The organism is Streptomyces sp. A0592, from assembly GCF_004795115.1.
Classification (GTDB): domain Bacteria; phylum Actinomycetota; class Actinomycetes; order Streptomycetales; family Streptomycetaceae; genus Streptomyces; species Streptomyces erythrochromogenes.
Genome location: NZ_SSBM01000007.1, coordinates 138,081 through 158,291 on the forward strand (window position 1 = coordinate 138,081; position 20,211 = coordinate 158,291).

Sequence of the window (20,211 nt, forward strand, 5' to 3'; positions counted from 1 at the left end):
CCACAGGAGTACGGGCCCCGCTGGTTCGCGACCCCGGTGACATGGCAGGCTCTGTTCATCGCGAGCCTGATGTCGAGGAGAGTGACACCGTGCGGTCCGACGCCAACCTCGCGGGGCCGATGGCCGACCCGGTCCCCGGTCCCCGCTCTGAACCGGTGGGTGAGGATGTTTCACGTGAAACATCGCCCCCACCCCTTGTAGACAACGAGACCCCCATCGGTCGATCCGCCCAGCTGGCGGTGGAGGCGATGGGGCGCTCCGGTGCGGCCATGCCACGCCCGGATCAGACCCGCGTCATCGTGGTCGCCAACCAGAAGGGCGGCGTGGGCAAGACCACGACGACCGTGAACCTGGCGGCCTCGCTGGCTCTGAACGGGGCACGGGTCCTCGTAGTCGACCTCGACCCGCAGGGGAACGCGTCCACCGCTCTGGGTATCGACCACCACGCGGATGTGCCGTCCATCTACCACGTGCTCGTGGACAGTCGGCCGCTGCTTGAGGTCGTCCAGCCGGTGGTCGACGTGGAGGGGCTTTTCTGTGCTCCGGCCACGATCGACCTGGCGGGTGCGGAGATCGAGCTGGTGTCGCTGGTGGCGAGGGAGAGCCGGCTCCAGCGGGCGATCCAGGCGTACGACCAGCCCCTCGACTACATCCTGATCGACTGCCCGCCCTCGCTCGGCCTGCTCACGGTGAACGCTCTGGTCGCGGGCGCCGAAGTGCTGATCCCGATCCAGTGCGAGTACTACGCGCTGGAGGGCCTGGGGCAGCTGCTGCGCAACGTCGATCTGGTGCGGGCCCACCTCAACCCGTCCCTCCACGTGTCGACCATCCTGCTGACGATGTACGACGGCAGGACCCGGCTGGCATCGCAGGTGGCGGACGAGGTGCGCAGCCACTTCGGCAAGGAGGTGCTCCGGACGAGCATCCCCCGGTCGGTGCGTATCTCCGAGGCGCCGAGCTACGGGCAGACGGTGCTCACGTACGACCCGGGTTCCAGTGGTTCCCTCTCCTACCTGGAGGCTGCGCGAGAGATCGCGTATCGGGGGGTCGGAATGCAGTACGAGTCCCAGCACGCCCACCTGGGCGCGGGCATGAACAGCACGCAGAGTATGGCGGAGGGGATCCAGTGAGTGAGCGACGTAGAGGTCTGGGACGGGGGCTCGCCGCACTGATCCCGCAGGCTCCGCAGGAGAAGACGCTGCCTGCGAGCCATGCAGGTTCCACGTCTCCGACGGCAGTACCGGAGCTGACGTCCGAGCGCGGGATCGCGGCGGCGAAGCTCGCGGCGCTGGCGCAGGCCGATGTTTCACGTGAAACATCGCTCGCGGTTCTCCCGGTGGCCGAGCCGGAGGCAGCGCCGGAGCCGGCGCTGGAGCCCGAGGCGAACATGGTGGCGGGAGCGACGTTCGCGGAGCTTCCGATGGACACGATCACCCCGAACCCGCGGCAGCCGCGCGAGGTGTTCGACGAGGACGCGCTCGCGGAGCTGGTGACCTCCATCCAGGAGGTGGGTCTGCTCCAGCCGGTGGTGGTGCGCCAGTCGGCACCCGGCCGCTACGAGCTGATCATGGGTGAGCGGCGTTGGCGCGCCTGCCGGGAAGCCGGACTGGAGGCCATTCCGGCGATCATCCGTGCGACGGACGACGAGAAGCTGCTGCTGGACGCCCTGCTGGAGAACCTGCACCGGGCTCAGCTCAACCCGCTGGAAGAGGCTGCGGCCTACGACCAGCTGCTCCAGGACTTCAACTGCACGCATGACCAGCTGGCCGACCGGATCGGCCGCTCGCGTCCCCAGGTGTCGAACACCCTGCGACTGCTGAAGCTGTCGCCGCCGGTGCAGCGCCGGGTGGCCGCCGGGGTCCTCTCGGCGGGGCACGCGCGTGCGCTGCTCTCGGTGGAGGACTCCGCGGAGCAGGACCGGTTGGCGCACCGGATCGTGGCCGAGGGGCTGTCGGTGCGTGCGGTTGAGGAGATCGTGACGCTGATGGCCTCGGAGCCTTCGAGCGCGGTGAAGCCGAAGGGTCCGCGTGCGGGAGCCCGGGTGTCGCCGGCGCTCAGCGAGCTGGCGACGCGGCTGTCGGACCGGTTCGAGACCCGGGTGAAGGTGGACCTGGGCCAGAAGAAGGGCAAGATCACCGTCGAGTTCGCTTCGATGGAGGATCTTGAGCGGATTCTGGGGACGCTGGCACCGGGCGAGGGACGGGTGCTGGATCAGGGCCTCACCGGGGAGTGATCCTTGAGTGGACCGAGGGGCGGATCGTGCCGGTGTGAACCGGCGTGATCCGCCCCTTCGCTTTGCTGTCGAAGAACGATGGACCAGTGGATACGATGCGGTCATGGGTCGTCGGCTGGTACCGCTCACGCTGGACAACCTCCAGGACCTACCGCGACGTTGTCGATCCTGCGTCTTCTGGGAACTGGATCCGGTCAGCGGTGAGGCCGCCGTGAAGGCGGGCACTTCTGCGACGGAGAAGGAGGCATGGATCTCCGCTGTTCTGCTGGAGTGGGGATCCTGCGGCCGAGTGGTCTACGTGGACGAGGTTCCGGTGGGCTTCGTGCTGTACGCACCGCCGGCGTACGTTCCTCGGGCCACCGCTTTCCCGACGAGTCCGGTATCGCCGGACGCCGTTCAGCTGATCACCGCATGGATCATGCCCGGATACCAGGGGCAGGGGCTGGGCCGGGTCATGGTGCAGACGGTGGCCAAGGACCTGCTGCGCAGGGGGTTCCGGGCGATCGAGGCGTTCGGAGACGCACGGTGGGAGGGCCCGGCCTGCCTGCTGCCGGCAGACCATCTCCTGGCCGTCGGCTTCAAGACCGTACGTCCTCATCCGGCTCATCCCCGGCTGCGGCTGGAGCTTCGGTCGACCCTGTCCTGGAAGGAAGACGTCGAGCTGGCTCTGGACCGGCTGCTGGGCGGGGCGCGCAAGGAACCGGTGCTGCGACCGCTCTGAAGGCATACGTGAAACATCGGCCGTCGTCAGGCGGTCTTGACCTCGACGAAGTCAGCGAGGTCGCGCAGGATGGCGGCCTTCGGCTTGGCGCCGACGATGGTCTTGGCGACCTCGCCGCCCTGGTAGACGTTGAGGGTGGGGATGGACATCACGCCGTACTTGGCGGCGGTGGCCGGGTTCTCGTCGATGTTGAGCTTGACGATCTCGATCTGGTCGCCGTACTCGGCGGCGATGGCCTCGAGGGACGGCGCGATCTGGCGGCACGGTCCGCACCAGGCGGCCCAGAAGTCGACCAGTACGGGCTTGTCGCTCCTGAGGACCTCGGCGTCGAAGTCGGCGTCGGTCACGTTCTTGAGGGTGCCGGCCACAGCGGCCTCCTTGTTCTTCCTGCGGGGTGGGGTGTGGGGCTGGTGCGGGGGGTGGGACCGGTCAGACCGCTGCGTGCGCCTTCTCCGCGTCCGCGAGGGCGGCGAGGAAGCGCTCGGCGTCGAGGGCGGCGGAGCAACCGGTGCCCGCGGCCGTGATGGCCTGACGGTACGTGTGGTCAACGACGTCGCCGGCGCCGAACACGCCGGTGATGCTGGTGCGCGTCGAGGGGGCGTCGACCTTGAGGTAGCCCTCGTCGTCGAGGTCCAGCTGGTCCTTGAAGAGCTCGGTGCGCGGGTCGTGGCCGACGGCGATGAACAGGCCGGTCACGGGCAGCTCTGAGGTCTCACCGGTCTTGGTGTTGCGCAGGGTGAGGCCGGAGAGCTTCTGCTCGCCGTGGATCTCGGAGACCTCGCTGTCCCAGGCGAACGTGATCTTCGGGTCGGCGAACGCGCGGTCCTGCATGGCCTTGGAGGCGCGCAGGCTGTCACGGCGGTGGACGATCGTCACGGACTTGGCGAACCGGGAGAGGAAGGTCGCCTCCTCGATCGCGGTGTCGCCGCCGCCGACGACGGCGATGTCGTGGTCCTTGAAGAAGAACCCGTCACAGGTCGCGCACCAGGAGACGCCGCGGCCGGAGAGGGCGTCCTCGCCCGGCAGGCCGAGCTTGCGGTGCTGCGAGCCGGTGGTGACGATGACGGCCTTCGCGCGGTGCACGGTGCCGGCGGTGTCGGTCACGGTCTTGATCTCACCGGTGAGGTCCACGGCCACGATGTCGTCCGGGACCAGTTCGGCGCCGAAGCGCTCGGCCTGGCCGCGCATGTTGTCCATCAGGTCCGGGCCCATGATGCCGTCCTGGAACCCGGGGAAGTTCTCCACCTCGGTGGTGTTCATCAGCGCGCCACCGGCGGTGACGGCGCCTTCGAAGACCAGGGGCTTGAGCGAAGCGCGTGCGGTGTACAGGGCGGCGGTGTAACCGGCCGGCCCGGAGCCGATGATGATCACGTTTCGAACGTCGCTCACGGGTTTCTTCCTCGTCTCTGCGGACTGCGTGCTGCCAACCGGGGGCCGGTGCGGACTCTCACCCCACCCAACGGATCCTACGGCGCCCGCATTCCCCACCCGTCGCAGTGCGGACCGGAACGTGTCAGCTTCGCGGATAGGTGTTCTTCAGGAGGACCTTTCCCGGACCGGCCGAGCCGGTGCTCTCGCACGTGGAGTCGACGAGGTAGGCGTCCACACGGGAGGCGTCGTCCGGGTGCGGCAGGACGAGCAGGTGGACTGCGGCGCCCTGGTAGCTGCCGCGTTCGGCGCCGAGCGGTGCATCGGAGCGGCCCGTGGCGTCCTGGACGCAGGCGGGGACCGCGGGCGCCACCCGCTTGCCACCGGGAGCGACCCCGGAAGCGCCGGTGGTGTCGTCCAGCCCGTACGTGTTGTTCTGCTCGCCCGGGTCGGTCTTGGCAGCCGCTCCCGAAGCGATGAGCCGCTGGACGCTGTCCCGCAGCCCCTGCGCGGTGTAGGTGCCCTCGGCGGCCGCGCTGATGGGCGGGTGGGCGGCGGAGTCCGAGGCCGCGGTGTTGGGGTGGGGGGTGCCGGCGAAGTCGACGAAGAGGAAGAGGCCGAGGGCGCACGCGGCCGCGCCGGCCAGGCCACCGAGGACGGCGATCCGACGACGGGCGCGGCGTCGCCCGGGACCGGTTGGGCCGGTCGGGTGACCGGCGGGGGCTGTTTCACGTGAAACAGCGCGTTGCGTCGTGCGGGCGCGGGGGGCCGGCGTGGCCTGGTCCCGAGGCTGGGTCGCGTCGAGCAGGGCCTCGGCGGCGAGGGCCGCGTCGATCCGCCCGGCGATGTCGCCGGGCATACGGGCAGGCCCGGGCAGGGTGCCGAGGAGGCCCCGGATCTCCTCCAGGGAGGAGCGGACGTCGGCGCACAGGGCGCAGCCGTCGAGGTGACGGCGGATTTCCGTGGTGCGGGACGGGGAGAGGAGTCCTTCGGTCAGGTCGGAGATCTCCGAGACGTCCGGGTGCCGGATCGTGCCGGTCGTTCCGGGCGTGCCAGTCGCAGGGCTCACGGTCGTCCACCTCCGCCCTTCACAGCGTCTGGGTCTGGTTGCCGGGGTTGTGCTGCCGCTGGTGGGACGGGCGTGCCCGGCGTCCGGTTCCTTCCCCGCTCGGTGGCGGTGTTATCCCCGGCATTCGTGCGCAGATGAGTGAGGAGCGGCAGGAGTTTCGCCCGGCCGCGGGCGCACCGGCTTTTCACCGTGCCGGTGGGCACGTCGAGGATGTCGGCGGCTTCGGCGACGGGGTATCCCTGCATGTCGACGAGGACCAGGGCGGCCCGCTGTTCGTCCGGGAGGGTCCTGAGCGCGGCCAGGAGCTGCCGGTGGAGGTCCTGGCGCTCAGCGGGCGCCTCGGCGGACTCGTGGGGCTCCAGAAGGCTCTCCAGGCGCTCCGTGTCGTCCAGGGGCGCGGTCCGGCGCGAGGCGGCCTTGCGGGCACGGTCGAGGCAGGCGTTCACGGTGATCCGATGCAGCCAGGTGGTGACGGCGGAATCGCCCCGGAAGGTGTGCGCGGCCCGGTACGCGGAGACCAGGGCGTCCTGCACGGCGTCCGCGGCCTCCTCCCGGTCCCCGAGGGTGCGCAGAGCCACGGCCCACAACCGGTCCCGATGCCGCCGCACGAGCTCCCCGAAGGCATCGGGATCACCGCCCACGTGCAGCGCCAGAAGCTCCTGGTCGCTGTGTCCATCCGCGGTTCCTTCTCGCATCACACCCTGCTTCCTCCCCGGATGGAGACTAGGTGCGTCGGCCGGGCGCGTAAAGAATCACGCGGCCCGGCCGCAGGCCGGGCCGCGCGCAGCCGAGACGGATGAGGTCACGACGCGGGGCCGAGGACCTTGATCTCGTTGATCCCGCCCCGGTAGCCCCCACCGGAGGCCGGCAGCTCGGTGACGTGGATCAGCACGTAGCGCGTGCGGATCGGCGTTTCGAGCGTGGCCTGGAGCTTCTTGTCCGTACGCTCCAGCTTGGTGATCCGATGGCTGAAGGCTCCGACGGTTCCCGGGTTCGCGGCGTCTGCCGGCGCCGCGAGTACTTCCACCGTCTGCCCGGACGCGTACATGTCGACCTCGAGACCGGACACGTCCTTGGCCTCGCCCAGGTCGACGATGATCCCGCTGCCGTCGTTCTCCTGTTCCAGGCGGCCGAAGTTGGCGTAGTTGTAGTACTCAGGGGTGACCCAGGCGGATTCGTGATCACCGTCAATGGTCTTCGGGGCCAGTGCCGGCTTCACCGAATTGCCGAGGACGGAGACATCCTGGATCTTCAGGGGCTCCCCGGGCCCGGTTTCCTTCGGGTTGTCGTCGGTGCCGGGCTTGGTGTTGTTGCTCGTGCCGCTGTTGCCCTTCTGGGTGCCGCGTTCCAGGAGGGTGTCGGCCAGCTGCCAGCTGCCCAGGCCGAGGGCGGCGATGAGCAGGGCGGCGACGCCCCACTTGAGCGCGCGGCCGGTGCGGCTCTGCAGGGGCGGCGGCGGGGGCGCGACGGGCATGCTCTGGACGGTGGTCACGCCGGGCGGCGTGTTGCGGCCGTAGCTGCCCTGCTGGTAGGTCGTGTGCTGGTACTCCGGCGGAGCCGTGAAGGCGGGCTCCGGCGGCCGGATGCGGGGCATCGCGGACACGGCCTTGGACAGCTCTTCCGGGGTGGTGCAGGCAGGTTCCTGACGGGAGGCGGTGGCCCCGTCGTTGGCGAGCGCACGCATGGCGAGCTCACCCAGGCCCCGGTGGACGCCGGCGCGGACCTGGTCGGGGGCGATCAGGCCGACGCCCTTGGGCAGCCCGGTGAGGCCGTACGCGTCGCTCTCGTACGGCCAACGCTGGGTGAGGGCCGCGTACAGCAGGGCGCCGATGGCCTCGGTGTCGGCGCGCTGCGGGGTCTCGCTGGTGATGCCGCGCAGCGCGGCGTTCACGGCGAGGCCGCGGATGCGCCACTGGCCCGTGGACGTGCGCAGTATCGCGCTCGGCGTCAGCCGGAGGTGGGCGAGGCCCTCGCGGTGCGCGGCGGCCATCGCCTGGGAGACCTGGCTGACGAGCTGGTAGGCCTCGTGGGCCTCCAGCGGGCCCGCGGCGAGCAGGGCGGTGAGCTCGGTGGCATCGGGCAGCCACTCGTGGACGACGTAGACGAGGTCGTTCTCCTCCACGGCATCGAGCACCTGCACGAAGCGCGGGTCGCCGAGGAGGGCGGACGAGCGGGCGGCGGCCAGGACGGAGCGCGCCCGTGAGTGGTCGGCGGGCATCAGGTGCACACCCACCGCCCGGCGCAACTTCTCGTCCATCGCGCGCCAACTGCTGAATCCGTCCACACGGGTGACGCACTCTTCCAGCCGGTAGCGTCTGGCGAGCTTGTGACCGCTGTGGAGTTCGGGTGCGGCCGTGGAGGCCGTGTTCGTGCGTTCGCCGTCCTTTTCGGGCATGGGTCCGTCCGCGGCTCGTCCGTTCTGGGTGTCCACCCCGTCGGACGTGGCCTGTGCCGCCTGAGCGGCAGACGGCTCGTCGCCGTCGTTGTCGGCCACGTCGACGGCAGCCGTGCTACGTTCCGCCACCGTCGTTCCTGCCTCCCCATCCGTTGCGCGCTGTAGGCCAGTCTGCGAAGCCATGCCAATTGTGCCCACAGTCCGACGCTATGCACGACACACGAAAGGGGGCGACGGTTGTGCGCATCAGCGCCCCAAACGTCCGCGGACCATCCCGACCATCGCGTTGAGCTCTTCGATCCGCATCCGCTTGGCGGCGATGAGGAAGACGGCCGCCAGGGCGATACCGCCGGTGATCAGGGCGGTGGCGGAACCCAGGACTCCGCTGCCGAGCCACTGGGTGACCGTGTAGGCGGCCGCGCCGGCCACGGCGGCGGCCGGGACGCAGGCCCCGGTGAGACGGGCGTAGGTGCGCATCACGTGGGCGCCGTCGAGGTCGCCGCCGAGCCTGGTGCGCAGGCGGCGCCAGGCCACGCCCACGCCCACGGCGTAGCCGAGACCGTAGGAGGCGGCCATGCCGACGACCGCCCAGCGGGCGGGGAGGACGAAGAAGGAGACCGCCGAGCCCGCCGCGTTGACGGCGGCGACGATGACGGTGTTGTAGAAGGGCGTCCGGGTGTCCTCGTAGGCGTAGAAGCCGCGCAGGACGACGTACTGGACGGAGTACGGGATCAGTCCGAGGCCGAAGGCCATCAGGACGTAGCCGATGTTCTGTGCGCCGGAGCCGGAGCCCGCGTAGAGCAGGGTCGCCATCGGGACGCCGAGCGCGAGAAACGCGAAGGCGCAGGGGACGATCGCGACGGCCGAGGTGCGCAGTCCGTAGGAGATGTCGTCGCGGACAGCCGCGGCGTCCCCGTCGTGGGCGGAGCGCGAAATGCGGGGCAGGACGGCCGTCATGACGGAGACGGTGATGATCGCCTGCGGCATCTGCCACAGCAGCAGCGCGTAGTTGTAGGCGGTGATACCGGTACCGGGGTGGCCCTGCTTCTCGGCGACCGAACCGGCCCAGGTGGCGAGCTGGGTGACGATGACGAGGCCGACCTGGTTGGCGAGGACGAAGAAGAACGTCCACTTGGCCAGGCGGGCGGCCTTGCCGAGGCCGTGGCCCTTCCAGTCGAAGCGCAGGCGCGGCTTGAAGCCCGCGTCGCGCAGGTACGGCAGCATCGCGAGGGCCTGGACGGTCAGGCCGAGCAGGGTGCCGAGACCCAGCAGGCGGATGCCTTCCGGGGTGACGGTGGTGGCGTTGACGCCGGAGGTGGTGAAGCCGCCGAAGGCCCAGATGAAGGCGCCGAAGGTGGCGATGACCACGATGTTGTTGAGGACCGGGGTCCACATCATCGCGCCGAAGCGGCCCCGCGCGTTCAGGATCTGACCGAGCACCACGTGGACGCCCATGAAGAACATGGTGGGCAGGCAGTAGCGCGCGAACGCGACGGCCACGTCCATCTGCTGCGGGTCCGAGGCGATCTTCGGCGACATCATTGTGATGAACACCGGTGCGGCCAGGACACAGATGGTGGTGATGCCTGCCAGCAGCACCACGACGAGGGTCAGCAGCCGGTTGGCGTACGCCTCTCCCCCGTCGTTGTCGTTCTTCATCGCGCGGACCAGCTGCGGGATGAAGACGGCGTTGAGGGCGCCGCCGCCGACGAGCACGTAGATCATCGTGGGCAGCGTGTTGGCGATCTGGTACGTGTCGTTGAAGGTGCCGACGCCGATCGCCCCGGCGATGACCAGGGTTCTCAGGAAGCCGGTGATGCGGGAGACGATCGTGCCGGCGGCCATGAGCGCGCTGGACTTGAGCAGGCTCGAGGCACGTCCGGCCGGCTTGCTCGGCGCCGGGGCGGCGACGGGGGCGTCCTCGGCGGGGGTACGGGGCGCCGCCTCCTGGTCCCGGTAGAGGTGGGCGAAGGCATCCGGCTCGGGCTGCTCGTCCGAGGCACGGGTGACGAGCGCGTCCACGCCCACGAACTCGGTGGTGGTGGCGCGGTCTCCGTAGGGCAGGTGCCGGGAGGGGCCGTCCGGCTCGGGCGGCGGGGTCTGGGCCCAGACGCGCGGGTCGGGGGAGTACATGGGCGCACTCGGCGCCGCGTAGAGCGGGCCGGGCTCCTGGAAGGTGCCCGGTGCCGGCGGCGGGTGCGCGGCGCGGTCGTAGAGGACCTCGTCGACGGGGTCCTGGGCGGACAGGTCCTGGGACCGGTACGGGTCGTAGTCGTAGGCATCCTGGACATACGGGTCGCGGTCCGGCGCGGGCGCAGGCACGGGAACCTGCCCGGGCACCGGGGTGCCCGGGGCAGTGCCCTGGGAGGGCGCAGGCCCACCAGTGCCCTGCGCGCGGTCACCGTCGTACGGCGCGTTCATCGAAACCCCACCTCATCGTCCCCAGGCCGACCGGCCACGGCATCGCTCAACGGTCCACTGTCTCACTCGTGCCGGACCCCTCGGTGCTTTGCGGTTCGGTGTCCGGGGACTCGTCACTCGGCTGCGTGCTCTCCTCGGCGGCGGCGCGGGCCGCGACACGCTTGCGACTGGCGTACATCTTGATGCCTGCCAGGACCAGGAGGAGCACACCGCCGGCGATCACGAGCATCACGGTGGGAGTGATCTCGGTGGCCTCCACGGTGAACCGGCGTTCCTTGCCGTAGGGGATGCCGTCCTTGGTGAAGAGCTGTGCGGTGACCTCGACGGGCCCGCTCGCGGTGGCGTTGGCGGGGAACTTCACCGTCTGGGTGTGGTCGCCCTGGACGGTGACCTGCTGCTCCGCCTGGCCGCTCTTGCCGAACATCAGGCGGGAGGGGTTGGCGGACTTCACCCGCAGGACCAGGTCGTGCACGTCCTGCACGAGGCTGTTCTGGACACTGACCGGGATGGTGGCGCTGTGTCCGGACAGGGTGGCGTCGGACTTGGGGATGACCTTGACCTTCTCGGTGAGACCGATCAGGTACTCCTGCACCTGGTCCCGGTAGAGGCGGGCCTCGTCGGGCCGTCCTCGCCAGGAGGTCGACATCTCCCGGTTGATGGTGTTGCCGAAGGGGATCTCCACGCGGTCGGGTGCGGCGAGGATCACCTTGAAATGGTCGAGCGTGTTCTGTGTGGTGCGGATCTTCTCGAAGGCCGATACCGGCAGCTCCTGCTTGCGCAGGTCCTCCGGGTACTGGCCGGCGCCGGGCACCTGGGTGGCGGCGCCAGGGTCGGGCTTGGCGGCGGCTGCCGCCTCCAGGTCGGCCGGCTGCGTCCAGCGGCCGCCCTGGAGGCCGCGTATGGCGGCGGCCATGGACCGCGCCTGGCTCACGGTGGGCATCCGCTGCGGAGCCACGACGAAGCTGCGCTGCTCGTCGGTCTTCTGCAGGTTCAGGGCGAGGCTGTGGGCGAGGAACCGCTGGACGGCCAGCGTGGAGGGCCCGGCGTTCAGCATGTCGCCCTCGAACGCGGTGGACAGTTCGGCGTCCGCCACGACGGCGGTCGTACCGGCCCCGATGGGCCGGGCGGCCGACGGCGTGTAGCCGAGGGCACCGCTCTCCACGAGGCTGTCGCTGCGGGTCAGGACGTTGTGGGCACCGGCCGAAGTGGCCACGTTGACGATCGAGGGGTCGATGGCACCGTTCACGGGCCAGGAGAAGTCCGTGGACGCGGGGACGTGCAGGACGGTCTGCACGGCGTTCTTCGCCTTGTCGGTGGCCGGGCGCAGCTGACCCAGGGTGCCCGAGACGTCCTTGCCGTGGTGCGCGAGGGAGGCGAGGTCGGGGTCGGCGAAGGGCAGCGCGACGACCTTCTTGCCCTGGACGGCCGCTTCCAGGGAGCTCAGCCACTGTTCGGCGACGGCCTTGTTCTTGCCCTGGACGGACTTCCCGTTGGCGCCGCGGACCCGGTAGCCCTTGGTCATCGCGTCGACCGTGTAGAGCAGGTCGGGATCGATGACCCAGGTGACCGGCAGGTCCTTGCCGAGGGTGACCATCTGCTCCAGGCGGCCGCCCGGCTTGAGCTCCTCGTAGAGGGAGTCGTCGAGGAAGACGGGTGTCTGGAGCTCGTCGGACCCGGTCTCGGCCGTGACCCGGGTGGCGGAGATCAGGGGCCAGACGTAGGTGAGCTGTGAGCGCTTGGCGGCGGCCTCGGGCTGCCAGGGCAGGAACGTCCGCTTGATGCCCAGCACCTGCTCGGACGGCCGGCTCTCCGTCACCCCGGACAGGGAGACGCCGAGCTGATAGACGCCGTCCTTGTCGAGTTCGAGCTTGTTGACCGGGACGGTGAGCGTGAAGTTCTGGGTCACCTTCGACGGCAGGGAAGCGATCTTCACCGCGTAGGCCGAGTCGATCTCGCCGGGGTCGGTGCCGGCCCGGAAGCCGTTGCGGTCCGCCGTCTCGTCGATGGACGACCGGTCCGTGAGCGCGGGGCCGACCCGCAGGCCGACGTGCGCGTCGGTGATCGTCTCGGAGCCGGTGTTGACCACGGTGCCCTCGATGGTGAGGGTGTCGCCCTTCACAGGGGCGCTGGGGGCCATGGAGACCAGCTGGACGTCGACGGAGGAGGCCTGCGCCGCCTCGGCCTGCGGGGCGGGGGCGTAGACGAGAGCGGCCAGCACGGGAGTCCCGGCGAGCAGGACGATCGCGCGCCGCAGCCATCGGCGCCGGACAGGGGCGGGCGACGCCCCTTGGATGTCTGCCGCCTCGGCCACGCGCTAGCCCGTCCCTCGAAGTGTCAGTGGTCGTCTTTTGTGCGTCCACGAATGGTAACGAGGTGCGCTGTGTGCGAGTGCCGCCCCTTGCTCCACATGATCGGTACAGCCCCGCGGCTGCCGCGTACCGGGGTCGCCGATAAACGGGGCGGTCCCCGGTGGGCCGGGCACGTACCCTTTTCAGTTGTGCCGAACGCCAACGAAGACAACCCCAGTGCCCTGAGTCAGGTGCAGCGCCGCGCGGTCAGTGAACTGCTGCAGGTCGCTCCTGTCGCCGACGAGCTCGGCCGCCGGTTCCAGGAGGCGGGCTTCCGCCTCGCCCTGGTCGGCGGGTCCGTACGCGACGCGCTGCTCGGGCGTCTCGGCAACGATCTCGACTTCACCACCGATGCCCGCCCCGAGGACGTTCTCAGGATCGTCCGGCCGTGGGCCGACTCGGTCTGGGACGTGGGCATCGCCTTCGGCACCGTCGGGGCCCACAAGAACGCGCGCGTCGGAGACGCTGTGCGGAACTTCCAGATCGAGGTGACGACGTACCGCTCGGAGGCCTACGACCGCACGTCGCGCAAGCCGGAGGTCTCCTACGGCGACTCGATCGACGAGGACCTCGTGCGCCGTGATTTCACGGTCAACGCGATGGCCCTGGCTCTGCCCGAGCAGGAGTTCATCGACCCGCACGGCGGCCTGGAGGACCTGGCCGCCGGCGTGCTGCGTACCCCCGGAACCCCTGAGGACTCCTTCTCCGACGACCCCCTCCGCATGCTGCGGGCGGCGCGGTTCTCGGCGCAGCTGGACTTCGAGGTCGCCCCGGAGGTCGTGGCGGCGATGAAGGCCATGTCAGACCGCATCGAGATCGTTTCCGCGGAGCGGGTGCAGGGAGAGTTGAACAAACTGATCCTCTCGGCCAACCCGCGCTTGGGTCTGGGACTGCTGGTGGACACCGGGCTGGCGGACCGGGTGCTGCCCGAGCTGCCCGCGCTGCGGCTGGAGAGTGACGAGCACCACCGGCACAAGGACGTCTACGACCACTCGCTGATCGTGCTGGAGCAGGCGATCGCGCTGGAGGAGGACGGTCCGGACCTGGTGCTGCGGCTCGCTGCCCTGCTGCATGACATCGGCAAGCCCCGCACCCGCCGCTTCGAGAGCGACGGCCGGGTCTCCTTCCACCACCACGAGGTGGTGGGGGCGAAGATGACCAAGAAGCGGCTGACCGCTCTGAAGTACTCCAACGACATGATCAAGGACGTGTCCCGGCTGGTGGAGCTGCACCTGCGCTTCCACGGCTACGGCGACGGCGAATGGACCGACTCCGCGGTGCGGCGCTATGTCCGTGACGCCGGGCCGTTGCTGGAGCGTCTGCACAAGCTGACCCGGTCCGACTGCACCACGCGCAACAAGCGCAAGGCCAACGCACTCTCCCGCACCTACGACGGGCTGGAGCAGCGCATCGCACAGCTCCAGGAGCAGGAGGAGCTGGACGCGATCCGGCCCGACCTGGACGGCAACGAGATCATGCGCGTCCTGGACGTGGGTCCGGGGCCGGTGATCGGCAAGGCCTACGCCTTCCTGCTGGAGATGCGGCTGGAGCACGGCCCGCTCGGTCGTGACGCCGCTGTTGCCGCGCTCAAGGAGTGGTGGGCGGCCCAGGCCTGATCCGCGAGTGCCGGTGCCGATGTTTCACGTGAAACATCGGCACCGGGCGCACCGGTCATGGGCGATGTTTCACGTGAAACATCGGCTGCGCCGGCCGAGCAGCGCCGCGGTCAGGGCGTAGAGAACGGACACGCAGACGAGCAGGATCACGGACTGCCCGTCGACGGGGAGCATGAGGGCGGCCACAGCCGCTGCCCCGACGAACGCGACGTTGAACAGCACGTCGTAGACGGAGAACACCCGGCCGCGGTAGTCGTCGTCCACGCGGGACTGCACTTCGGTGTCGGTGGAGATCTTGGCGCCCTGGGTGGCGAGGCCGAGGACGAACGCGGCGACCAGCATGGGGCCCGGGGCGAAGAACAGGCCGAGGGCCGGTACCAGGACGGCGGAGCCCGCGGCGCAGGCGGTGATCCATCCGAGGGTGCCCAGCCGGCCCACCATCCACGGGGTGATGACGGCGGCCGCGAAGAATCCGGCCCCTGAGGCACCGACCGCGATGCCCAGGAGGGCGAGTCCCTCGGCCTCGTTGTCCGACCAGGCATAGCGGCAGAGCATCAGCAGCATGACGAACAGGGCCCCGTAGCAGAACCTCATCATGGTCATCGCGGTGAGCGCCCGGGCCGCCCGGCGCCGGGCGGCGAGGTGCCGGAGGCCTTCGGCCATGCCCCGCACGGTGAGGCCGATGCCTTGGGCCACCGAAGGATGGGCCTGACCTGCGGAGTGGTCGGGCCCGAGCAGCCCGATGGCCAGTCTCAGGGAGACGAGGGCCGCACACAGGTAGAGACAGGCCCCGAGGAGAACGACGAGGGCGTTGGAGCCGGACGCGAGCAGCCGGACGAGGAAGGCCAGCCCTCCGCCGGCCACGGCCGCGAGCGTCCCCGCGGTGGGGGAGAGAGCGTTCGCGGTGACCAGCTGATCGGCTCCGACGACGCGGGGCAGTGAGGCGGCCAGGCCGGCCAGTACGAAGCGGTTGACCGCGGTCACGGACAGCGCCGAGGCGTAGAACAGCCAGTCGGGTACGTGCGCGACGATCAGCACCGCGGTGATGCAGGCGAGGAAGGCCCGCAGCAGGTTGCCGTAGAGGAAGACCTGACGGCGGCGCCAGCGGTCGAGCAGCACTCCTGCGAAGGGGCCGATCACCGAGTAGGGCAGCAGCAGCACCGCCATGGCCGAGGCGATGGCCGTCGGCGAGGTCTGCTTCTCGGGGGAGAAGACGACATAGGTGGCGAGCGCGACCTGGTACACGCCGTCCGCCGCCTGGGAGAGCAGCCGTACGGCGAGCAGGTTGCGGAAGTCCCTCAGGCGCAGGAGTACGCGCAGATCACGTACGACAGGCATGAGGGAAAGGGTCACATACGCGGAGGGTCCCCGGGCACATTGCCCGGGGACCCTCCGCGGAAGAACAGCCGAAGTCCAGGTGACAGGACTCGCTGGCTTCGACTAGCGCTCGACCTCGCCCTTGATGAACTTCTCGACGTTGGCCAGGGCCTCGTCGTCGAAGTACTGGACCGGCGGGGACTTCATGAAGTAGCTGGACGCCGACAGGATCGGGCCGCCGATACCGCGGTCCTTGGCGATCTTCGCGGCGCGCAGGGCGTCGATGATGACACCGGCGGAGTTCGGGGAGTCCCACACCTCGAGCTTGTACTCGAGGTTCAGCGGGACGTCGCCGAAGGCGCGGCCCTCAAGGCGGACGTAGGCCCACTTGCGGTCGTCGAGCCACGCGACGTAGTCGGACGGGCCGATGTGGACGTTCTTCTCGCCCAGCTCGCGGTCGGGGATCTGCGAGGTGACGGCCTGCGTCTTGGAGATCTTCTTCGACTCGAGGCGGTCGCGCTCGAGCATGTTCTTGAAGTCCATGTTGCCGCCGACGTTGAGCTGCATGGTGCGCTCGAGACGGACACCGCGGTCTTCGAACAGCTTCGCCATCACACGGTGCGTGATGGTCGCGCCGACCTGCGACTTGATGTCGTCGCCGACGATCGGGACACCGGCCTCGGTGAACTTGTCGGCCCACTCCTTGGTGCCGGCGATGAAGACCGGGAGGGCGTTGACGAAGGCGACCTTGGCGTCGATGGCGCACTGCGCGTAGAACTTCGCAGCGTCTTCGGAACCGACCGGCAGGTAGCAGATCAGGACGTCGACCTCACGGTCCTTGAGGACCTGGACGATGTCGACCGGGGCCTCGGCGGACTCCTCGATCGTCTGGCGGTAGTACTTGCCCAGACCGTCGTAGGTGTGGCCGCGCTGAACGGTCACACCGGCGCTCGGGACGTCGCAGATCTTGATGGTGTTGTTCTCGCTGGCGCCGATGGCGTCCGAAAGGTCGAGGCCGACCTTCTTCGCGTCGACGTCGAACGCGGCGACGAACTCGATGTCACGCACGTGGTAGTCGCCGAACTGGACGTGCATCAGCCCAGGGACCTTGGACGCCGGGTCGGCGTCCTTGTAGTACTCGACGCCCTGCACCAGCGAGGCGGCGCAGTTGCCCACGCCGACGATGGCTACGCGAACCGAACCCATTCCGGTTGCTCCCTGTTTGTTCTCGGACGAGGTCTGCAAGCTGCAGTCCTCATTTTTCGGTTTCGTCGGACGGACCGGATCGTCTGCGATCCCGTCCCGCCCGCTCACTCTCGATGAGCTCGTTCAGCCAGCGCACTTCGCGCTCCACGGACTCCATGCCGTGCCGCTGCAGCTCAAGCGTGTAGTCGTCGAGTCGCTCCCGCGTTCGAGCGAGGGAGGCGCGCATCTTCTCGAGGCGCTCCTCCAGCCGGCTGCGGCGACCCTCCAGTACCCGCATGCGCACATCTCGTTCGGTCTGGCCGAAGAAGGCGAAGCGGGCGGCGAAGGACTCGTCCTCCCAGGTCTCGGGGCCCGTGTGGGAGAGGAGCTCCTCGAAGTGCTCCTTACCCGCGGCCGTCAACCGGTAGACGATCTTGGCGCGGCGCCCTGCGAGTGAAGCGGCGAGAGCGTCTTCCGGGGCGTTGCCCGGTTCTTCGATCAACCAGCCGTTGGCGACGAGCGTCTTGAGGCAGGGGTAGAGCGTCCCGTAGCTGAAGGCCCGGAACACTCCCAGCGAGGTGTTGAGCCGCTTGCGCAGCTCATAGCCGTGCATGGGGGATTCGCGGACCAGTCCGAGGACGGCGAATTCGAGGATGCCGGAGCGTCTGCTCATCCGCCTGCCTCGCCTCCACCCCTGAGTCTTTATGTCGAGCTGATGTATCGACTCGATACATCCAGACGATAGAACGGGCCGCCTCCATCGACAAGGGGAGACATGGTGACCGGCATCACATCACCGATTCGCACCAGGCAGGTTGCCTGATTTGGGGTGAACTTCGGCACTGGGCGGGTTTTGAGCGTGCGTAGTCTGTGCGCCATGACACCGGGGGGAACCGGAATTCATCTGCCGCTTCCAGGCCACTCGCCTGCCCGAGGAGTAGTCGTTCGATGAGCGAGCACCGCCGCAAACCGCCGCAGCCCCAGGGCGGGGGGCGGGCTTCAGCCCGCCGCGCCGCCCAGCAGCGCCCCGGCAGGGGTGCCGGACGTGACGTTTCCACCGCGTCGCACAGCGGTCCGTACGAACAGCAGCCCGCCCAGGGCAGTCGCGCCGACGCCCGCCGGGCGTCGCAGAGAGGGTCCTCGGGCCGCGGCAGAGGTGGCGCCGGCAGCGCACGCGGCGCCGGCCGCCCGGACAAGCGGCTGATCAACTATCCGCGGTCCGACCGGGACGGCTGGAAGCGCTTCGTGCCCTCCTGGAAGCTGGTCTCCGGCACCGCCTTCGGCTTCTTCGCGGTCATCATCGCCGGAACCGGCATCGGCATCGCCATGGTGAGCACGCCCGACCCGAACAAGGCGGCCCAGGCGCAGAACAACGTCTTCTACTGGGCCGACGGCAGCCAGATGGTGGCGACGGGCGGGTCGATGAACCGCCAGATCGTCCCCATCTCGAGCATCCCCCGGTCGATGAGGGACGCCGTGATCGCGGCGGAGAACGAATCCTTCGAGACCGACAAGGGCGTGGACCCGATGGGCATCGCCCGCGCCGTGTGGAACATGGGCACGGGCGGCTCCACCCAGGGCGGCTCGACCATCACCCAGCAGTACGTGAAGAACACGTACCTGGACTCCGACCAGACGCTCAAGCGAAAGGTCACCGAGCTCTTCATCGCGATAAGGCTGGGTGTCAAGGAGGAGAAGGACACGGTCCTCGCGGGATACCTCAACACCGCCTACTACGGGCGGGACGCCTACGGCATCCAGGCCGCGGCCCGCGCCTACTTCGGCAAGGACAGCCAGGACCTGAACCCCTCCGAGTGCGCGTTCCTGGCCGCCGTCCTCAAGGGCCCCAACCTCTACAACCCGGACGGCGGCATCGGTGCCGCCGCCACCCCCGCCCTCAACGAAAACCGCGCCAGGGAGCGCTGGGCCTGGGTGCTGGACCGCGAGGTCGAGGTGGGCCGCATGGACCCGGCGGAGCGCGCCAAGCACACGGAGTTCCCCGCGCGCGTCGAGTCGGCGCAGGCCCGCGGCATGACCGGCCAGATCGGCTACCTGGTCGACACGGCCAAGGCGTACGTGATGAAGACCAAGGGCATCACCGCCGAGCAGATGGCCATGGGCGGTTACAAGATCAAGACCACCTTCGAGAAGCCCAAGGTGGATGCCATGACCAAGGCGGTCGAGGACATCCGCGCCGGGTTGATCGACGAGAAGAAGCGCCCCGAGACGGACACGTTCGTACAGTTCGGCGCCGCCTCCGTGGACGTGAAGACCGGCGCACTCGTCGCCCTCTACGGCGGCCCGGGCTGGGACCAGAAGTACTTCAGCAACAACGCCAACACCAGCGGCGTCCCGGTCGGCTCGACCTGGAAGCCGTACGTGCTGGCCGCGGCCATGGAGTACGGCACCCAGAACTCCAACGGCAAGGGCATCTCGGTCGACAGCAAGTACCAGGCGAACGACCTCACAGTGATCAACAACCGTGAGGGCAAGCCGCTGCGCGACTCCTCGGGCAACCCGTTCAAGCAGAAGAACGAGAGCCCCACCGCCTTCGGATACGTGACCCTCAACGAGGCGATGGAGAAGTCCATCAACGTCCCGTTCGCCCAGCTCGTCTTCGATGTCGGCCACGACAAGGTGAAGGCCGTGGCGAAGTCCACGGGCATCCTCGAGGAGTCGATCAACCCCAACAACGACGCCTCCTTCGCCCTGGGCACCTCCACCCCCAGCGCCATCCGCATGGCCGACTCGTACGCGACCTTCGCCGCCTCGGGCATGCACCGCGAGCCGTACTCCGTGATCCTGGTCGAGAAGAACGGCGAGAAGCTGTCCGGCTTCGAGCCGCCCAAGGACCAGCGGGCCATGGACAACGCGGTCGCGGACAACGTCACCAAGGTGCTGGAGAACGTCGTCGAGAACGGCACCGGCAAGAAGGCCAAGAAGCTGGGCCGGCCCGCCGCGGGCAAGACCGGTACCACGGACGAGAACAAGTCGGCGTGGTTCGTCGGCTACACCCCGGAACTGTCCACCTCCGTGGTCCTCTTCCGCACCGACCCCAACTCGGCGGAGAAGAAGCTCATCTCCATGAAGGGCGTGGGCGACATCCCCTCCCTCCACGGTGGTGACATCCCGGCCGAGATCTGGACCGAGTACATGGGCGCGGCCCTCAAGGGCGCTCCGGTCAAGCAGTTCCCCGAGGCCGAGGACATCGGCGTCACGGCCGACTCCGCCGGCGCCCCCTCCCCCACCCCCGTGGCACCCGCCACGCCGTCCTCGTCCCCGTCGTCGCTCCCGCCCAGCTCCCCGCCGCCGTCGCCGTCGCCCTCCAAGGGCAGTGGCCGGCCGTGCAAGCCGTGGGAGCTGTACTGCGACCCGGAGACCACGCGCGGCGGCACCAACGAGGGCACGAACACCGGCAGCAACTCCGGGATCATCGGCGGGCCCAGCGGATCGCCGTCCCCGTCGCCCAGCGGCAGACCGGGCCGCCCGGGCGGCCTCACCGGATCGACCACCGGCACCGCGCCGGACTGATCCGCTC

General features: G+C 69.4%; 15 protein-coding genes. 5 read left to right on the forward strand and 10 right to left on the reverse strand.

Going from position 1 to position 20,211, the window contains the following annotated elements; translation table 11 throughout:
• The first annotated feature begins 41 nt into the window (after positions 1–41).
• The 3 genes from E6U81_RS13275 to E6U81_RS13285 all read left to right on the forward strand — a co-directional run bounded on the left by E6U81_RS13275 (position 42) and on the right by E6U81_RS13285 (position 2,954).
• Positions 42–1,130, forward strand: coding sequence for a ParA family protein (locus tag E6U81_RS13275; RefSeq protein WP_136230287.1), 1,089 nt, complete (start codon positions 42–44; stop codon positions 1,128–1,130).
• Positions 1,127–2,233, forward strand: coding sequence for a ParB/RepB/Spo0J family partition protein (locus tag E6U81_RS13280; RefSeq protein WP_136230288.1), 1,107 nt, complete (start codon positions 1,127–1,129; stop codon positions 2,231–2,233). Before E6U81_RS13275 ends, E6U81_RS13280 begins: the two co-directional genes overlap by 4 nt.
• Before the next feature lie 103 nt (positions 2,234–2,336).
• On the forward strand, positions 2,337–2,954 hold the full coding sequence (locus tag E6U81_RS13285) for a GNAT family N-acetyltransferase (protein WP_136230289.1): 618 nt from the start codon (positions 2,337–2,339) through the stop codon (positions 2,952–2,954).
• A gap of 26 nt (positions 2,955–2,980) precedes the next feature.
• On the opposite strand, the gene trxA is transcribed toward E6U81_RS13285, so the two are convergent.
• From trxA to E6U81_RS13320, 7 genes are all read right to left on the reverse strand, one after another.
• Positions 2,981–3,322 carry a thioredoxin gene (gene trxA / locus E6U81_RS13290; RefSeq protein WP_030839308.1) on the reverse strand — a complete coding sequence of 114 codons (342 nt, stop codon included), beginning with the start codon at positions 3,320–3,322 and terminating at the stop codon, positions 2,981–2,983.
• A 61-nt stretch (positions 3,323–3,383) separates the two neighbouring features.
• Positions 3,384–4,343 carry a thioredoxin-disulfide reductase gene (trxB, locus tag E6U81_RS13295; RefSeq protein ID WP_136230290.1) on the reverse strand — a complete coding sequence of 320 codons (960 nt, stop codon included), beginning with the start codon at positions 4,341–4,343 and terminating at the stop codon, positions 3,384–3,386.
• A 124-nt stretch (positions 4,344–4,467) separates the two neighbouring features.
• Positions 4,468–5,391 carry a hypothetical protein gene (locus E6U81_RS13300; protein WP_136230291.1) on the reverse strand — a complete coding sequence of 308 codons (924 nt, stop codon included), beginning with the start codon at positions 5,389–5,391 and terminating at the stop codon, positions 4,468–4,470.
• A complete protein-coding gene (sigM, locus tag E6U81_RS13305; protein WP_136230292.1) occupies positions 5,388–6,086 on the reverse strand; it encodes an RNA polymerase sigma factor SigM in 699 nt (232 codons plus the stop codon). The genes E6U81_RS13300 and sigM overlap by 4 nt, the downstream gene beginning before the upstream one ends.
• A gap of 107 nt (positions 6,087–6,193) precedes the next feature.
• Positions 6,194–7,915 carry a protein kinase family protein gene (locus tag E6U81_RS13310; protein ID WP_136230293.1) on the reverse strand — a complete coding sequence of 574 codons (1,722 nt, stop codon included), beginning with the start codon at positions 7,913–7,915 and terminating at the stop codon, positions 6,194–6,196.
• 117 nt (positions 7,916–8,032) lie between these two features.
• Entirely contained in the window at positions 8,033–10,207 is a 2,175-nt protein-coding gene (gene murJ / locus E6U81_RS13315) for a murein biosynthesis integral membrane protein MurJ (RefSeq protein WP_136230294.1), read from the reverse strand.
• A gap of 46 nt (positions 10,208–10,253) precedes the next feature.
• A complete protein-coding gene (locus E6U81_RS13320) occupies positions 10,254–12,518 on the reverse strand; it encodes a DUF6049 family protein (protein ID WP_206309915.1) in 2,265 nt (754 codons plus the stop codon).
• A gap of 186 nt (positions 12,519–12,704) precedes the next feature.
• Here E6U81_RS13320 and E6U81_RS13325 point away from each other — a divergent pair, with 186 nt between their 5' ends.
• Positions 12,705–14,171 carry a CCA tRNA nucleotidyltransferase gene (locus E6U81_RS13325; protein ID WP_136230295.1) on the forward strand — a complete coding sequence of 489 codons (1,467 nt, stop codon included), beginning with the start codon at positions 12,705–12,707 and terminating at the stop codon, positions 14,169–14,171.
• Positions 14,172–14,240: 69 nt separating this feature from the next.
• Here E6U81_RS13325 and E6U81_RS13330 read toward each other — a convergent pair whose 3' ends face one another.
• The 3 genes from E6U81_RS13330 to E6U81_RS13340 all read right to left on the reverse strand — a co-directional run bounded on the left by E6U81_RS13330 (position 14,241) and on the right by E6U81_RS13340 (position 17,346).
• Entirely contained in the window at positions 14,241–15,509 is a 1,269-nt protein-coding gene (locus E6U81_RS13330) for an MFS transporter (RefSeq protein WP_136230296.1), read from the reverse strand.
• Positions 15,510–15,611: 102 nt separating this feature from the next.
• On the reverse strand, positions 15,612–16,694 hold the full coding sequence (locus E6U81_RS13335) for an inositol-3-phosphate synthase (protein WP_136230297.1): 1,083 nt from the start codon (positions 16,692–16,694) through the stop codon (positions 15,612–15,614).
• Positions 16,695–16,743: 49 nt separating this feature from the next.
• On the reverse strand, positions 16,744–17,346 hold the full coding sequence (locus E6U81_RS13340) for a PadR family transcriptional regulator (RefSeq protein WP_031156050.1): 603 nt from the start codon (positions 17,344–17,346) through the stop codon (positions 16,744–16,746).
• 275 nt (positions 17,347–17,621) lie between these two features.
• Between E6U81_RS13340 and E6U81_RS13345 the strand changes: the two genes are divergently transcribed.
• Positions 17,622–20,204 (forward strand): transglycosylase domain-containing protein, encoded by a 2,583-nt coding sequence (locus E6U81_RS13345; protein ID WP_136230298.1) that lies wholly within the window; start codon positions 17,622–17,624, stop codon positions 20,202–20,204.
• Positions 20,205–20,211: the final 7 nt, after the last annotated feature.

Bases quoted from the DNA above. Each gene is read 5' to 3' on its own strand.
- E6U81_RS13275 (WP_136230287.1), top strand. From the start codon at position 42: ATGGCAGGCTCTGTTCATCGCGAGCCTGATGTCGAGGAGAGTGACACC.
- E6U81_RS13285 (WP_136230289.1), top strand. From the start codon at position 2,337: ATGGGTCGTCGGCTGGTACCGCTCACGCTGGACAACCTCCAGGACCTA.
- sigM (WP_136230292.1), bottom strand. From the start codon at position 6,086: ATGCGAGAAGGAACCGCGGATGGACACAGCGACCAGGAGCTTCTGGCG.
- murJ (WP_136230294.1), bottom strand. From the start codon at position 10,207: ATGAACGCGCCGTACGACGGTGACCGCGCGCAGGGCACTGGTGGGCCT.
- E6U81_RS13330 (WP_136230296.1), bottom strand. From the start codon at position 15,509: ATGCCTGTCGTACGTGATCTGCGCGTACTCCTGCGCCTGAGGGACTTC.
- E6U81_RS13335 (WP_136230297.1), bottom strand. From the start codon at position 16,694: ATGGGTTCGGTTCGCGTAGCCATCGTCGGCGTGGGCAACTGCGCCGCC.
- E6U81_RS13340 (WP_031156050.1), bottom strand. From the start codon at position 17,346: ATGAGCAGACGCTCCGGCATCCTCGAATTCGCCGTCCTCGGACTGGTC.
- E6U81_RS13345 (WP_136230298.1), top strand. From the start codon at position 17,622: ATGAGCGAGCACCGCCGCAAACCGCCGCAGCCCCAGGGCGGGGGGCGG.